Origin of the sequence: Caballeronia sp. LZ019, from assembly GCF_031450825.1 — a bacterium.
In the GTDB taxonomy this organism is placed as follows: domain Bacteria; phylum Pseudomonadota; class Gammaproteobacteria; order Burkholderiales; family Burkholderiaceae; genus Caballeronia.
In genome coordinates, this window is sequence record NZ_JARTVZ010000003.1 from 555,101 (window position 1) to 570,787 (window position 15,687).

The 15,687-nt window shown below is 64.3% G+C and carries 17 protein-coding genes and 1 pseudogene; 16 read left to right on the forward strand and 2 right to left on the reverse strand.

Annotated features, from left to right (window positions below; all coding sequences use genetic code 11):
• The first annotated feature begins 33 nt into the window (after positions 1-33).
• The 16 genes and pseudogenes from P9255_RS10995 to P9255_RS11070 all read left to right on the forward strand — a co-directional run.
• Complete coding sequence (locus P9255_RS10995; protein ID WP_309789483.1) at positions 34-954, forward strand: RNA polymerase sigma-70 factor; 921 nt, start codon at positions 34-36, stop codon at positions 952-954.
• A gap of 161 nt (positions 955-1,115) precedes the next feature.
• Positions 1,116-1,595, forward strand: coding sequence for a carboxymuconolactone decarboxylase family protein (locus tag P9255_RS11000; RefSeq protein ID WP_309767775.1), 480 nt, complete (start codon positions 1,116-1,118; stop codon positions 1,593-1,595).
• Between the two features lie 25 nt (positions 1,596-1,620).
• A complete protein-coding gene (locus P9255_RS11005) occupies positions 1,621-2,016 on the forward strand; it encodes a cupin domain-containing protein (RefSeq protein ID WP_309767773.1) in 396 nt (131 codons plus the stop codon).
• Between the two features lie 118 nt (positions 2,017-2,134).
• Positions 2,135-3,133, forward strand: coding sequence for a LysR substrate-binding domain-containing protein (locus P9255_RS11010; protein ID WP_309789484.1), 999 nt, complete (start codon positions 2,135-2,137; stop codon positions 3,131-3,133).
• Between the two features lie 174 nt (positions 3,134-3,307).
• Positions 3,308-4,069: an SDR family oxidoreductase gene (locus P9255_RS11015; RefSeq protein ID WP_309789485.1), complete on the forward strand. Its 762-nt coding sequence runs from the start codon at positions 3,308-3,310 to the stop codon at positions 4,067-4,069.
• Between the two features lie 20 nt (positions 4,070-4,089).
• On the forward strand, positions 4,090-4,641 hold the full coding sequence (locus P9255_RS11020; protein ID WP_309767766.1) for an Ohr family peroxiredoxin: 552 nt from the start codon (positions 4,090-4,092) through the stop codon (positions 4,639-4,641).
• 417 nt (positions 4,642-5,058) lie between these two features.
• Positions 5,059-5,754 carry a GntR family transcriptional regulator gene (locus P9255_RS11025; protein ID WP_309789486.1) on the forward strand — a complete coding sequence of 232 codons (696 nt, stop codon included), beginning with the start codon at positions 5,059-5,061 and terminating at the stop codon, positions 5,752-5,754.
• A 46-nt stretch (positions 5,755-5,800) separates the two neighbouring features.
• Positions 5,801-7,069 (forward strand): S-methyl-5-thioribose kinase, encoded by a 1,269-nt coding sequence (mtnK, locus tag P9255_RS11030; RefSeq protein WP_309767761.1) that lies wholly within the window; start codon positions 5,801-5,803, stop codon positions 7,067-7,069.
• An 11-nt stretch (positions 7,070-7,080) separates the two neighbouring features.
• Positions 7,081-8,160 (forward strand): S-methyl-5-thioribose-1-phosphate isomerase, encoded by a 1,080-nt coding sequence (gene mtnA / locus P9255_RS11035; RefSeq protein WP_309767760.1) that lies wholly within the window; start codon positions 7,081-7,083, stop codon positions 8,158-8,160.
• On the forward strand, positions 8,157-8,825 hold the full coding sequence (locus P9255_RS11040) for a class II aldolase/adducin family protein (protein ID WP_309767758.1): 669 nt from the start codon (positions 8,157-8,159) through the stop codon (positions 8,823-8,825). The genes mtnA and P9255_RS11040 overlap by 4 nt, the downstream gene beginning before the upstream one ends.
• 58 nt (positions 8,826-8,883) lie before the next feature.
• Positions 8,884-9,993 carry a sugar ABC transporter substrate-binding protein gene (locus tag P9255_RS11045; RefSeq protein WP_309767756.1) on the forward strand — a complete coding sequence of 370 codons (1,110 nt, stop codon included), beginning with the start codon at positions 8,884-8,886 and terminating at the stop codon, positions 9,991-9,993.
• Between the two features lie 55 nt (positions 9,994-10,048).
• Positions 10,049-11,584, forward strand: a complete 1,536-nt coding sequence (locus tag P9255_RS11050) for a sugar ABC transporter ATP-binding protein (RefSeq protein WP_309767755.1) — start codon at positions 10,049-10,051, stop codon at positions 11,582-11,584.
• Entirely contained in the window at positions 11,581-12,582 is a 1,002-nt protein-coding gene (locus P9255_RS11055) for an ABC transporter permease (RefSeq protein WP_309767753.1), read from the forward strand. Before P9255_RS11050 ends, P9255_RS11055 begins: the two co-directional genes overlap by 4 nt.
• Positions 12,583-12,617: 35 nt before the next feature.
• Positions 12,618-13,628, forward strand: coding sequence for a dihydroxyacetone kinase subunit DhaK (locus P9255_RS11060; RefSeq protein ID WP_309767750.1), 1,011 nt, complete (start codon positions 12,618-12,620; stop codon positions 13,626-13,628).
• A gap of 13 nt (positions 13,629-13,641) precedes the next feature.
• The gene (locus tag P9255_RS11065) at positions 13,642-14,271 is read left to right on the forward strand and encodes a DAK2 domain-containing protein (protein ID WP_309767748.1); all 630 of its coding nucleotides are present in this window, start codon (positions 13,642-13,644) and stop codon (positions 14,269-14,271) included.
• Positions 14,272-14,582: 311 nt separating this feature from the next.
• Positions 14,583-14,922 (forward strand): annotated as a pseudogene (locus P9255_RS11070) (IS110 family transposase); the annotation flags it as partial.
• 51 nt (positions 14,923-14,973) lie between these two features.
• Here the strand turns inward: P9255_RS11070 and P9255_RS27285 are convergent.
• Together P9255_RS27285 and P9255_RS11080 are read right to left on the reverse strand one after the other, a co-directional pair.
• Complete coding sequence (locus tag P9255_RS27285; RefSeq protein WP_404980322.1) at positions 14,974-15,093, reverse strand: hypothetical protein; 120 nt, start codon at positions 15,091-15,093, stop codon at positions 14,974-14,976.
• A 378-nt stretch (positions 15,094-15,471) separates the two neighbouring features.
• Positions 15,472-15,678, reverse strand: a complete 207-nt coding sequence (locus P9255_RS11080) for a hypothetical protein (RefSeq protein ID WP_309767746.1) — start codon at positions 15,676-15,678, stop codon at positions 15,472-15,474.
• Between the last annotated feature and the right edge of the window lie 9 nt (positions 15,679-15,687).

The following is a 15,687-nucleotide window of genomic DNA, read 5'->3' on the forward strand; positions in this document are numbered from 1 at the left end:
CGATGCCGATGTCGAACCACAGGGCCATCAGCGATGAAGACAGCCGCATCACCGACTTCCTCCCATGAAAGCCTCGACGACGCGACGGGTACATTCGACGCCCTGCGTGCGCGTCTGCAGGGCATCGCGTATCGGATGCTGTCGTCGGTCGCCGAGGCCGAGGACGTCGTGCAGGACGCGTGGCTGCGCTGGTACGGCGCCGATCGCGCGAAGATCGACAACGGTGAAGCGTGGCTCGTCGCCGTGACCACGCGCCTCTCCATCGACCGGCTGCGCGCTCTGAAGGCGCAGCGCGAGCATTACGCGGGCATCTGGCTGCCCGAGCCTCAAGCCATCGACGCGCCGCATACGCCGGAGCAGATCCGCGAACGCGCGGACGACATATCGGTGGCCTTTCTGCTGCTTCTCGAACGTCTCACACCTGAAGCTCGCGCGGCGTTCCTGCTGCGAGAAGTCTTCGACGTCGATTACGACGAAGTAGCCAGCACATTGGGCAAGACCGAGACGGCGTGCCGCCAGCTGGTCAGCCGCGCGAAAATCCAGCTCCGCGAAAGCCGCCCGCGACTGTCCGTTCCACGGGAGATTCATCTGCGCCTGCTGACGAAGTTCGCCGAGGCGCTTCAGAAAGGCGACTTCGCCGAGATTCACAGCATGATTGCCGACGAGGCCACGCTCGTCGGCGATGGCGGAGGGCGCGTGCCGAGCTTTCCGAAGCCGATGGAAGGAGGGCGGCGCATCGCCCAGCTGTTCTACGCGGCCAGGCTGCGCTTCAAGGACGAACTGCGCATCGAACTGGCCGTGCTCAACGGGCAATGGGCGCTTCTGCGCTTCATCGAAGGCAAGCTCGAATCCGCGCAATCGTACGAGACCGACGGCGAGCGTATCGTCCGCATTCACGTGCAGCGCAATCCCGACAAGCTCCTGCGGCTTGCTGCGGCCTTCGGCGCCTGCTAGGCCGTACCCGTGACGCCGCGTTTGTTGCCGCCCGGTCAACAGCGTGAGTCCGTCGTCGTGGCTTTCGGAGCGGGTCGCCGTTCCCTACGATGATCTCGTGCGATATCGGCGCGCCGATGCCCTCGAACAAGGCATCGAACGATACCTTCACCGGAGCAATCATGAGCCAACGCATCAACTACATTCAACAATCGCCGGAACTGTTCAAGCGGTTCGTCGCTTTCAGCATGGCGGCGCATGAAGGCAGCATCGAAAAGTCCGTCTCCGAACTGATCGCGCTGCGGGCGTCGCAGATGAACGGCTGCGGCTTCTGCGTGGACATGCACGTCAAGCAGGCGACGATACACGGCGAGCGCGCATTGCGTCTTCATCATGTAGCGATCTGGCGCGAGTCCGCCTTGTTCTCCGCGCGCGAACGTGCCGCGCTCGCGTGGACGGAAGTGCTGACGAAGCTGCCCGAGCACGGCGTCCCCGACGACGTCTACGAAAGCGTTCGCGCGCAGTTCACCGAACAGGAGTTGTCGGAGCTCACGTTCAAGATCGTGGAAATCAACGGCTGGAACCGGCTGAACGTGGCGTTCAGGACCGAACCGGGGTCGTCCGACAAGGCGTTCGGACTCGAGAAGGCCAATCTGGCCTGAGCGCCTGCTTCGAAAGGAGAAGCCAATGTCCGCACTCAGGAAATTCGCGTATTTCGCGCTGATGAGCTGCGCGCCGCTTGCGCACGCCGCGCCCGAAGCGGTCGTCACGCCGGTGCTGGAAAAGCCGTTGCCCGACTATCCCGGCAAGGAAGCATTGATGATCACGGTGGACTATCCGCCGGGCGCGGTGGACCCGGTCCATGTGCATCGGGCGCATGGCTTCATCTATGTGCTGGAGGGATCGATCGTCATGGGCGTCAGGGGAGGCAAGGAAGTCACCTTGACGCCCGGACAAACCTTCTATGAAGGCCCGAACGATGTTCATACGGTTGGCCGCAATGCAAGCGACAAGGAGCCGGCCAGGTTTCTCGTCCTGTTGCTGAAAGACGAGAAGGCGCCTGTGCTCACGCCCGTGAAATGACGCCCTGAGCACGGCGCCGATCCTCCAACCCGCCCGCCACGGAAAAAATGGCGGGCGGTGTCACAACTTGCCCGCATCGAACGTCTTGTGGATGTGCTTCCTTCGATTCGGGCAAATCATGTCATTCACCTCAACTACGTCTTCGCCGACCCGCGACGATTCGCTCGCCAGCAGCTTCGCAACGAGCTACGCGGGCGTGGTCGCCTTCCTTGCCGTGGCGAGCGAGGGCAGTTTCGCCAAGGCCGGCGACCGGCTGGGTATCGGCCGCTCCGCCGTCAGCCGGAACGTTCAGAAGCTCGAAGCGCAACTCGACGCGCGGCTCTTTCTGAGGACCACGCGCAGCACATCGCTCACGCGGGAAGGCGAACTCTTCTATGAGCATTGCCATCCGGGCGTGGAGCGGATCGTCCAGGCACTGGAAGAGATGCGCGAACTGCGCAACGGCCCGCCCCGAGGCCGCCTGCGCATCTGTTCGACGACGTGCTTCGGACGCGCCATCGTCGCGCCGCTCCTGCACGGATTCCACGAAGCGTACCCCGACATATCGCTCGAACTTCTGCTCGACGATCACCCCGTGAACTTCACGACGGACCGGGTCGATGTGGCCTTCCGCGATGGCCGCATGGAAGACAGTCAGATCGTTGCACGACAGCTCATCCCGATGCAGATGCTCGTCTGCGCATCGCCCGGATACGCAAGCGAGCACGGCTTGCCGCGCAACGTCGGCGAACTCGGCGGACATCGCTGCATCAACTTGCGGACGGCGTCCGGACGCATCGCCGAGTGGGAGTTCAAGGTTGACGGCCGTCCTCATAAGGTCATGCCGGGCGCATATCACACGTTCAACTGCCCGGAGCTCGTACTGCAGGCGGTCAACGCGGGGCAGGGCATCGCGCAGCTTGCGGCGTTTCAGGTCTGTGACGCGTTACGCGACGGACGCCTCGTCACGTGTCTTGCGCAAGATGCGCCCGACGACCGCGGCCACTACGTTTGCTATCTCAGCCGCAAGCATCTGCCGGCGCGCATCCGCGTGTTCGTTGACTACATGACGGAGCACATACGCGCGCTCGACCTCGATTTCCTCACTGCGTTGCCGCCGGCCGCCCCGGCCGATTGATGCCGCGTCGTCAACAGTGCGAGTCCTCGCGCGCGTCTTCCGGACCGCTCATCCGGCGCCTACGATTCATCCCGTACGGTGGCCGCTCGCAAGCGCGCTCCGGCAACAGGTGCGGCGCAATCACGCGGCGCGGCCGCGGCTTCGTGCCGCTGCGAAGTCATAGAGGGAAACACCATGAAAATCGTCGTCATTGGCGGTAGCGGACTCATCGGCGCGAAGGTCGTCGAGCATTTGCGCGCGCGTGGCCATGAAACCATCGCGGCATCGCCTGCATCGGGTGTGAACACCGTCACGGGCGAAGGTCTCGCAAATGCGCTGGCAGGCGCACACGTCGTCGTGGATGTCGCCAACTCGCCGTCCTTCGAAGACGATGCAGTCCTCGCGTTCTTTCAGACATCGGGCCGCAATCTCTGCGCCGCAGAGAAGGCCGCGGGCGTCGGTCATCACGTCGCCCTGTCGGTGGTCGGCACCGACCGGCTGGAAGAAAGCGGCTACTTTCGCGGCAAGATCGCGCAAGAGGCGCTGATTCGCGTATCCGGCGTGCCGTACACGATCGTGCGTTCGACGCAGTTTTTCGAGTTCGTCGGCGGGATTGCGCAAGCAGGGGCCGATGGCGATACGGTGCGTCTTCCGCCTGCCGACATCCAGCCGATCGCATCCGACGATATCGCGCTGGCCGTCGCGGACTACGCGCTCGCCGCACCGATCAACGGCGTCGTCGAAGTAGCCGGGCCCGAGGGGATGCGGCTCGTGGACCTGGTTCAGCGCTATCTGACCGCAACCGGCGATGGGCGCAAGGCCATCGAGGACGAGCAAGCACGCTACTTCGGCGCACGACTGAACGACGATACGCTCGTGCCGGGCGCGAATCCGCGGCTTGGCAGCACAGGTTTCGATGCGTGGTTCGCCCGCTCGCGTGCCGTTGCCGCGCGCTGACCGGAGCGAGAGCCGTCGTCATGAATCCCTTGCGTCCGCCGCCCGCGTCGCTGCTCGACAAGTTTCACGGCCAGGACCCGCGCGAACTGTACTCGACCTCCGTTACCGTCTCGGGCGGCGAGGCCGGGCACGGCCGCGCCTCGGGCATCGCCCGCTCGGATGACGGCAACCTCGACGTGCATCTGCGTCTGCCTGCCGAACTCGGCGGGCCCGGCGGCGGCACGAATCCCGAGCAGCTTTTCGCCGCCGGTTACGCGGCGTGCTTTCACGGCGCGTTGACGCTTCTGGCGGCCAGGGAAGGCATCGAAATAAAAAGCGCCGCGGTCGTGGCGACGATCAGCTTCTCACGCGATCCGATGGACGGCCTCTTCATGCTCGCAGCCGATATCTGCGTGCATCTGCCGGGCGTCGAGCGCGAACTCGCGAGGGCGCTGGTCCGCAACACCGAACGATTCTGCCCATACGCGAAGATGGCGCGGCAGGGCATCGTGAATGTGGTGAGGCTCGCATCGCCCGATGAGGCATTGCCCGATGCCGGGTGGATTGCAAGTGCCGGGCGGCGTGAGGGCTGAAGGCGGTCTGCTTCGCCACTTGGTCGCGCCCAATCATCGACCTGCTGCCGCCTTCACAACCGCCAAACTGCTTTCTAATCGTCGTCTCCGGATAGAACCGCTTCGGTATCTTCCACTGCTCACTCGCCAGTCCGCGCTCTGCCGCCCTTCACACCGAATCATTTCTGCGCCTGCAAGAGTGTGTTTTACCGCGCTCTTTCTTTAACGATAAGGGAGTGAGTTATTGCGTTGCGACAAGCGCGCAACTCAGGCGGAGCGAGCAACTCACTCATGGAATTGCTGCGCCCGCGAGAGAAAACGCCTGGGTTTAAAAGCAACCGCATACGGGAAAATCCCAAGAAATACATCAGACGTCTGATGTATATTTGACGCCGGGCCACTTGCGAGAGCACCATGCGTCTAAGCGTCGAACGTTCGATGAGCGACAAGATTCAGGATTCGCTACTCACGATGATTCGCGAGCGCAAGCTGAAACCGGGCGACCAGATTCCCACGGAAATAGAATTGTGTGAGTTGCTGGGCGTCGGACGTTCCAGTTTGCGCGAGGCGGTCGCGCAGATGATTTCGCATGGACTGCTCGAACGCGTGCAAGGCAGGGGTACCTTCATCAGACAAATTTCGCTCAAGCTGCAAGGCGGGCTGGATGATCTGATGTCCGTGACCGACATGATCAAGAGCGTCGGCGCAGTGCCGTTGACGAGTCGCATCCAGATTGACACCATCGCGGCGTCGGAGAGTCTCGCGGAGAAGCTCGGCATCGAAGCGGGCGACGCATGCGTTCGCATCGAGCGCGTGCGCCGCGCCGACGACGCGATCGCCGCGTACTGCATCGACACCATCCCGAAGACGTTGTTCGATGCCGCGGACGGTGAGCTGGGCGAATCGCTGTTCGGCATGTTCGCGCGTACCGGGCGGCGTCTGTCGCATACGCATACGTCGATACAGCCGACCATTCTCACGCCGCGCGATCTGCCCGAACTGGGCGACGGCTTCGGTCTGTTCTTGCTGCTGGACGAAGTGGATTTCGATCAGAGCGGCCAGCCGCTTTGCTATAGCAACGACTACTACAACACGAGCATCTTCAAGTTCGATCTGGTGCGCAAACGTCGCTGAAGCGTGTCGATGGCTTGCGCTTTGCAACACATCGGAGGAGACACCGATGGAGTTCGAAGCATTCACCGCATCGGCGCTTGCCGATTACCTGGGCGGCATCGCCGAGCTGCGCGCCCGTCTGGGCGATCCCGCCGATCTGGAGATCGTCGAAGTCGGCGACGGCAATCTCAACTTCGTGTACTTCGTGACCAATGCGAAGGCGCGCGAGCGCAGCGTCGTCGTCAAGCAGGCGCCACCGTTCCTGCGGCTCGTCGGCAAGAACTGGCCGCTATCGTGTCAGCGCATGGACCATGAGGTCGCGGCGTTGCGCCGCTTCGGCGCACTCTGTCCGCAGCATGTGCCACAGGTCTATCACGCCGACGAAAAGCGCTATCTGATGGTCATGCAGCATCTCTCCTCGCATCGCATTCTGCGGCAGGGATTGATCGATGGCGTCACCTATCCGCTGATGGCCGAGCATCTGTCGACCTATCTCGCGCAGACGCTGTTTTTCGGCTCCGACCTGTATCTCGCACCCGACATCAAGAAACAGGCAGTGGCCGCGGCCGTCAACGCGGAGCTATGCAAGATCACCGAGGACCTGGTCTTCACGTTCCCGTTCGAAGCGCATCCCTCGAATGTCTACAGCGCCGCCCTGCCGAAGTCCGCGCTCGAGCGGCTGCGCACGAACGGCGCCTTGCGCAGCGCTGCGGCAGACATGAAGTGGGCCTTCATGAATCATGCGGAGACCTTGCTGCACGGCGATCTGCATACCGGCTCGATCATGGTCAACGAGCGCGAGACGTATGTGATCGACCCGGAGTTCGCTTTCTATGGGCCGATGGGATTCGACATCGGCGCGCTGATCGCGAATCTTCTGCTCGCCTATTTTTCGCGTGACTATCACGGCCGCCTCGATGGCGGCGATCCCGTCGCGTATCAGGAATGGCTGCTCGAACAGATCACGCGCATCTGGAACGGCTTCAGCGCGAAGTTCCTCGCGCTGTGGCGCGATCACGAGAGCCGCAGCGGCCGGCCGTTCATCGGCGGATCGGCGGACGGCCGCGCGGCCGAAGCATATCGCGCCCACTTCATGCGGCGGCTGCTCGCCGACACGCTGGGCTTCGCGGGCTGCAAGATGATCCGGCGCATCGTCGGCATGGCGAAGGTCGCGGAGATCACGCGCATTCCCGATGCGGACCTGCGTGCGCAGATCGAAGTGCGCTGCCTGCGCTGCGCCGAAGCGTTGCTCGTGCAGCGCGCCGCGCTGACCGATATCGAACACGTCGTCCTGCTCGCGCGCGACATGGCGCGCGATGCCCTCGCACAACGCTGACCGGAGCCTCAATGAATTCGCAGACCCTGTTGCCGACGCTGGCGCCGACCATCGAATGGCGTGACGGCAAGCTGCTGCTGCTCGACCAGACGCGCCTGCCGCACGAGATCGTCGTGGAGCATGTCGCCGATGCCGCCGCTGTGTGGCGCGCCATTCACGAACTGCGCGTGCGCGGCGCGCCGGCCATTGGTGTTGCGGCGGGATACGGACTTTGCGTCGCGATGCAGGATGCGCGCGCGTTGCCGGTGGCGCAGTTTCGCGCGGAACTGGAACGGCGCGCCGCATGGCTCGACACCGCGCGGCCCACGGCTGTGAATCTGAGCTGGAGTCTGCGGCGCATGACGAGCCGCGCGCGCGAATGCGATACGCAGGACTCCGCCGTGCTGTACGACGTGCTCGTCGATGAAGCGAGGCGCATCCACGAAGAGGACATCGCCTTGTGCGAAGGCATAGGCGTGCATGGCATGTCGCTGATCGGCGAGGGCAACGGCGTGCTCACGCACTGCAACGCGGGTGCGCTCGCGACGACCGGTCTCGGCACGGCCACGGCCCCGATCTATGCGGCGCATCGCGCGGGCATCGCGTTCAGCGTCTTCGCCGATGAAACGCGCCCCCTGCTGCAGGGCGCGCGCCTCACGGCTTTCGAGTTGCAGCAGGCGGGCGTGGACGTCACGCTCATCATGGATGGCGCGGCCGCGTCGATCATGTCTCAGGGGCTGGTCGATCTCGTCATCGTCGGCACGGACCGGGTGGCCGCGAACGGCGACTTCGCGAACAAGATCGGCACGCTCGGGCTCGCCATCGCCGCGCGCCATTACGGCATCCCGTTCTATGTCGCGTGCCCGTCCTCGACGCTCGACTTCTCGTCGGCGACGGGGGAGCGCATCGAAATCGAGGAACGCTCCGGCACGGAGGTCACGCATCTCGCGGGGCAGCGGGTCGCGCCCGAGCACATCAAGGCCCGCAATCCCGCCTTCGACGTGACGCCGCACGAGCTCGTCACCGGCTTCATCACCGAGCGCGGCATCGTGAAGGCGCCGTTCGAACGATCGCTGAAACGCCTCTTTGCCGCCGAAGGCAACGCCGCATGAGCGCCGTGAATGAAGCTGAACTGCGACAGGGCATCGTCGAAACGGCGCTCGAAATGGAGCGGCTCGGCATCAATCAGGGCACATCGGGCAACGTCAGCGCACGCTTTCGCGATGGCTTGCTCATCACGCCGAGCGGCGTTCCGGCACGCGAACTGAGCGCGGCGAGCATCGTCTATCTGCCGCTCGATGTATGCGACGGCGACGACGCGCTACGCGTGCAACGGCCTTCATCGGAATGGCGCATTCATCGCGATCTGCTGCGCGCGCGCCCGGACATGCATGCGGTCGTGCACACGCATTCGACGGCGGCAACGGCGCTCGCCATTCACGGCCGCGAGATTCCGGCCGTGCATTACATGGTGGCCGCCGCGGGCGGAACATCGATTCGCTGCGCGCCGTATGCGCTCTTCGGCACGCAGGCGCTGTCGGACCATGCGCTCGCCGCGCTCGCAGGACGGCGCGCATGTCTGCTTGCGCATCACGGTGTCGTCGCGCTCGGGGCGGATCTGTCGGGGGCCGTGTGGCTCGCGCATGAAGTCGAAGTGCTCGCGAGGCAATACCTGCTGGCCTTGCAACTGGGCGCGCCGCCGGTGCTGTCGAACGAGCAGATGGATGAAGTGCTGGAGAGATTCAAGACGTACGGCAAGCGCAGCAAGGATGAATGAAATCGGCGACAAGACATCAAGCTAACTGCAATGAACAACTCGTACAAAGGAGACAGTGATGGCCTGGAGTTCAGCACGGTTCGATAGTTGGGGCAGCTTCGGCAAATCAACCGGCGCGTTGCTGCTGTGCGCAGCGGCGCTCGCGGGATGCAACAAGAGCGAGAACGCGTCGTCGGGCAGCAGTTCCGCGAAAAGCGCGAGCGACAGCGCAAGCGCACCGGCGAGCGCGCCAGCGGCGGCTGCGGCGAGCGGCAGCAAGCCAAAGATCGGCTTCTCGATCGCGACGTTGAACAATGCGTTCTTCGTGGGCCTGAAGGCCGGCGTGGAACGCGGCGCGAAGGATCAGAACTTCGACCTGGTTCAAACCAACGCGAACGGCGATGCGCAACAGCAGGTCAACGATGCGCTGAACCTGCTGAGCCAGGGCGTGACCGCGCTCGTGCTGAATCCGATCGATTCGAAGGCGATCATTCCGGCGGTCGAGAAGGCGAACCAGATGAACGTCCCGGTCTTCACGCTCGATCGCGGATCGGACGGCGGCAAGGTGACGTCCTTCGTCGCATCGGACAACGTCGCGCTCGGCCAGACAGCCGCGAAGTGGATCGCGGAGCAACTGAAGAAGCGATACGGGTCGGAGAAGGGCAACGTCGTCGACCTGATCGGTCTCGTCGGCACCACGGCGGCGACCGACCGCGAGAAGGGCTTCAGCGATGAGATTGCGAAGTATCCGGACATCAAGGTGGTCGCACGTCAGGAAGGCGCGTTCGATCAGGAGAAGTCGCTCAACGCGATGACCAATATCCTGCAGAAGTATCCGCAGATCGACGCGGTGTTCGGCGCGAACGACGACAACACCGTCGGCGCGGAGAAGGCCATCGACAACGCGGGACGCTACAAGCCGCTCGACGACAAGGCGCACATCATGGTGATCGGTGCGGACGGAACCGCACAGGCGCTCTCGGCGATCCGCGCGGGCAAGCAGGACGCGACCATCTCGCAGAACCCCATCAAGATGGCGGCGAAGTCGCTGCAGTTCATCGCGGACTACAACGGCAAGAAGGACGTGCCCGCGAACTATGCGTGGCCCACGATGCTCATCGACAAGTCCAACATCGACTCGGATGCGGTCAAGCAATATGGCCTGTGGTCCGAGGAAGTGAAGCAGTAAGGCCAACCGGCGGCCGCGCGTGCAGCAAGCGCGCGGCCGCGAGCGGAATGCGAACATGACAGTCGAAACCGAAGCGCTCGCGCGCATGCCTTCCGGCACGAAGGCGCCGCTGCTGCGCATGCAGGGCATCGTCAAGAGCTTTCCCGGCGTGAAGGCGCTGCGCGGCGTCAGTCTCGAACTGCACGCCGGTCACGTGATGGCCATCGTCGGCGAGAACGGCGCGGGGAAGTCGTCGCTCGTGAAGACGCTCTCGGGCGCTTACGAGCCGGACGAAGGCAACATCGAAATCGACGGCAGGCCGCTTGCGCGCGGCACGAATGCGGCGATCGACGCGGGCGTGGCCGTCATCTATCAGGAGCTGTCGCTCATCAACGACATGACGGTTGCCGAGAATCTCTTTCTCGGGCGCATGCCGGCGAAGCGCGGCTTCGTCAGACAGCGCGAGGCCCATGCGATGGCGCGCGAGGCGCTCGCGCGGGTGGGTCTCGACAACGTGCCGCCGTGGATGCGTCTCGGCGACCTGCCGCTCAACAAGCGGCAACTCGTGGAAGTGGCGAAGGCGATTGCGCGCGATGCCCGCATCCTCGTGATGGACGAGCCGACCGCCGCGCTCCAGAGCCACGACATAGAAAACCTCTACGCGGTCGTGCGGCGATTGCGCGAAGAGGGCATGGGCATCATCTTCATCTCGCATCATCTGGAAGAAGTCTTCGAGCTGGCGGATTCGGCGGTCGTGATGCGCGATGGCGCGACGGTCGGCGCGCGTCCCATGTCCGAATGGACCGAAGCCGAACTCGTGCAGGCGATGGTCGCGCGCAATCTCGAGTCGTTCTATCCGTGGGAGCCGCGCGAGTATGGCGACGTCGTGCTCGACGTGCGCAACCTCGCGAGCGCGCCGCTTCTGCGCAACGCGAGCTTCACCGTGCGCGCCGGGGAGATCGTCGGCATTGCGGGCATCGCGGGCGCGGGACGCACGGAATTGCTGAAGACGATCTTCGGCGCGCTGCCCGCGACGCACGGCGAGATCGCCGTGAGGGGCAGGACAGTATCGAATCATTCGCCGACAGAGGGCGTGCGCCACGGGCTTGTGTATACGTCGGAGGATCGCAAGCTCGAAGGGCTCGTGCTCGACGCCAGCATCGAAGAGAACATTGCGCTCTCGAGCCTGAAGGCGCTGGCGAGCGGCGGCTTCGTGCGGGGCGCGCGAAAGCGCAAGCTCGCGCAGGATGCGAGCACGCGTTTCGGCGTGCGCGCGTCGTCGGTGCTGCAGATCACGGGCACGCTCTCGGGCGGCAATCAGCAGAAGGTCATTCTCGGCCGCGCCACGGCGACAAATCCCGCCGTCATCATGCTCGATGAACCGACGCGCGGCATCGACGTGGGCGCAAAGACCGAAATCTACGCGCATATGGTGAGGATGGCGCGCGCGGGCGCGGCGGTCATCATGGTGAGTTCGGAGTTGCCGGAACTGCTCGGCATGTCGGATCGCGTGCTCGTGATGTATCGCGGCAGCATCGTGACCGAAATCGCCCGCGACAAGGCGGACTCCGAAACAGTGATTCAGTGGGCAACGACAGGAGCAGGCGCATGACATCCACGGCAGCCAACCGGGCGGACACCGAAGCGCTGTCGCGCCGCGTGATCCGTCAACTGAGAAGCGGCATCGGGCCACTGTTCGCCGCGCTCGTCATCATCTGCGTGGCGTTGTCGATCGCATCGCCCGAATTTCTGACGACGAGCACGCTCACCAACATCATGGTGCAGGTGTCCGTCGTGGGCATCGCGGCGGTCGGGGGCACCTTCGTCATCATCACGTCGGGCATCGATCTGTCGGTCGGGTCGCTCGTCGCGCTGAGCGGCATGGTCGCGGCGACGTTCATGGCCGGGTCGAGCCCGGATGCGGTCGGTCTCGGCATCGGCGGACTTTTCATTGCGCTGGCGGCAGGCGCGGCGGTCGGGGCGATCAACGGCTTCGCGATTTCATGGCTGCGGCTCGTGCCCTTCATCGTCACGCTCGCCGCGATGGCGATGGCGCGCGGCCTCACGCTCGCCATTTCCGACGGCCGCACCAAGTTCGACTTCCCGAACGCGTTCACCGTCTTCGGCGCGAAGGCGATCGCGGGCCTGCCGATGCCGATGATCGTGATGCTCGTCGTGTTCGTCATCGGCCATGTGCTGCTGCGCAAGACGACGTTCGGCCATCAGGTCTTCGCGGTCGGCGGCAATCAGGAGGCCGCGCGGCTCGCGGGCATTCCGGTGCGGCGCGTTGTCTTTTTCACGTACATGCTCGCGGGTGTCACGGCGGCGATCGCGGGCATCGTGCTCGCGGGGCGTCTGAACTCCGCATTGCCCTCGGCGGCCAACGGGCTCGAGCTTCAGGTGATCGCGGCCATCGTGATCGGCGGCACGTCGCTCGCGGGCGGACGCGGATCGATCGTCGGCACGTTCATCGGCGTCGTGCTGATCGGGGTCATCAACGTCGGTCTGTCGCTGCTCGGCGTGAACCCGTTCTGGACGCAGTTTATTCAGGGCGGCGTGATTTTCGCGGCGGTGCTGCTCGACGCACTGAGCCAGCGCAGGAAGCTTTGACGCCCGCCATCCACGCAAATAACGGAGACACCAGAATGAAGAAGATCATCAACAACCCGGAAACCTTCGTCGACGAAATCATCGATGCGCTGCTGCTCGCGCATCCGAAATGGATCAAGGCGGCCAACGCGGACAAGCGCGCACTGGTTCGCGCCGATGCGCCGAAGGAAGGCCGCGTGGGCATCGTGACGGGCGGCGGCTCGGGCCATATGCCGGGCTTCCTGGGCTACGTGGGCGAAGGTCTGTGCGGCGGCGTGGCGGTGGGCAACGTGTTCTCGTCGCCGTCGTCCGAGCAGATTCTGGAAGCGACGAAAGGCGTGAACGGCGGCGCGGGCGTGCTGTACGTGTACGGCAATTATGGCGGCGACGTCCTGAACTTCGATCTCGCGTCCGACCTCGCGGATGCGGAAGGCATCGACATCGAGACCGTCGTGCTGACGGACGACGTGGCATCGGCGCCGAAGGAACGCGCAGCCGACCGGCGCGGCGTGGCAGGCATGGTGTTCGCGTTCAAGTGCGCGGGCGCGGCGGCCGAGCGCGGCGATTCGCTCGATGAAGTCGCACGCATCTGCGCAAAGGCCAATGCGAACTGCCGCACGATGGGCGTGGGGCTGTCCCCGACGATCCTGCCTGCAGCGGGCAAGCCGACCTTCACGCTGCCCGATGGCGAGATGGAGATCGGCATCGGCATCCATGGCGAACCGGGCACGCATCGCGGCGCGCTGCAATCGGCCGATGCGATCGCGGACGACCTGATGCGCCAGATTCTCGACGATCTCGCCGCGCCGAAGGGTTCGCGTCTTGCCTTGCTCGTGAACGGACTCGGCGCGACGCCGCTCGAGGAACTGTATCTGCTGTACCGGCGTGCGGCGAAGATCATCGACGGCGACGGGCTGACGGTCGCGTGGTCGTATGTCGGCGAGTACGTGACGAGCCTGGAGATGGCGGGCGCATCGATCACGGTGATGCTGCTCGACGACGAGCTTGAAGCGCTGCTGGCCGCGCCGGCGCATTCGCCGTTCTTTCGTGAAGGCACGCGTGCATGATGAGGATCACGAAATGATGACGACGAAGCAATTGATCGACGTTCTGAGCCGCGCGTTGAGTGCGCTTCCCACGCATGCCGACGAGTTGCGCGACCTCGACGCCGCGCTCGGCGATGGCGATCTCGGCATCACGGTGCGCGCGGGGTCGGAAGCGGTCGTGAAGGCCATCGGCGCGTTGCCGGACGAGGCGAGCGTCGGCGACGTGCTGCTCGCGGCGGGGAAGGCGTTTTCGACGGCCAATCCATCGACGTTCGCGGCATTGGTGGGCGGCGGACTGCTCGCTGCCGCGAAAACGATGCAGGGGAAGACCGGCATCGGCCGCGAGGATGTGCTCGGCATCGGGCGGGCGATGGCGGCGCGCATCATCGAGCGCGGCAAGAGCAATGTCGGCGACAAGACCGTGCTCGATGCGCTGGTGCCGAGTCTCGACGTACTCGAAGCATCGCAGGGAAGCGCGGCCGATGTACTCGACGCGATGATCGCGACGGCGAGCGAGCGCGTCGCCGAAACCGCGAAGATGCAGTCGCAGAAGGGTCGCGCGGCGTGGGTGCAGGAACGCAGCATCGGCCATCCCGATCCGGGCGCAACGGCTTACGTGCGCTTTCTGGAAGCGTTGCGCAAGGTGGTGGATCAGGAAGCGTGAAGGCCGGATGGACGGCGTCAGAGGCGGTATGCCCGGCGCCGATTTGGGATACCGAGCTCATCGAGCTTTCGATGTGGGATGGCGGCGTTGGGTTTGTTTGGGGGATGGGAGGTCGCCGGCGTTGCGGGCTCGTCGGAGCGGGTTCTGCGAGGACTCGTTTCCGTTCGATAGAGTGAGACTAGCGTCGATTTGACAGATCGGCAGAGCTTTCGAAAAGAAATGGTCGCCTCTCGCCTTAACGGGTGCGGCAGTCTCGCGTCCAGAGCATGCGACTTTGCTGGTTGGGCGTCCCAGCCGTCAAGTAGAACCAGATGAAACCCATAACCATTGCCATCGATCTGGTCACGCACGCTCCACACATTCATTAGGATCAGCCAGAGACTGGCGCGATCCGAAACAAATTGCCGCTAGCCGTGTCGTCATGGAGGCCTGCGGCAGGGCCCATCACCGGGCACAAGGGCTTGGCGCGGCTTCGCCACGACGTCCGGCTGGCTGATCGCGGCCCAGTCCGTACGGCCATTCGTGAAGTCGAACACGAACGACGCGGCCGACGCTGCGGCGATTGGAGAGGCCGCCCAGCGTCCCAGCATGCGGCTTGTAACCGCCAAGGCCGTAGATCAGCAGGCGATGCTGGCGATGCACCGAATACGCCCGCAACAGGTTTGGGTTCCCGCCACTGATTTGCGCGCTATGCGCGTGATGTCAAGACCGGTCGCGCATCGCTGCCGTCAGTGTCTGGTCGTCGGCGAACGCTGTTGCCCGTTGCATGAATGGCAGGTGACTGGTCGAGAGGATCGAACCGCGCGCGTAGCGTTTCGCCACTACGTTGAATTAGAGCTTCGCCTCCGCGCGCCGGAATAGCACATAGCGGATTTCGTCGACGACCAGCAGCTAGATCCAGTAACCGCGCGATTGAAGATTTCGCGGAGCCGGTTCTGTTGCCGGGCGGCTGCCAGTCGCATCATCAGGTCGCCTCCCATCTGCAAATCGTGCGGCGATAAGGGTGGTTGCAGACTCATATCCGCACTCGATCGCGGGCGTGCCCGCCGGCCCCGATGGGTTTCGCCGCAAAGGTCCTGATCTAGAAGGCGGACTCGATGTCCGAGTAATGTTTCAGGCTTGCCTCGGTGCTGTCCAACCTGTTGCTGATCGCGCCGAGCTTTACCTTGCCTCCCGAGCGGTTCTGTCGTGACAGGAAGCTCAGATATGCAACGGATTCGCGCCCGGATCGAAATGTCTTGCCTGTCCAGGGTCCGACACCGCAGCGGGCGCCGTCAGCACACCGACGCCAGGAATCTCAGAGATGCGTCGCCATCGCCAGTCGAGAATGCGCTGCTCGATCCGCCCGCTCTGCTCGTCGAGCGCGCGCAGTCGTGAGAGCTGATCGCGCAGGCTGTTCAGCTGCATGGCCGTCAA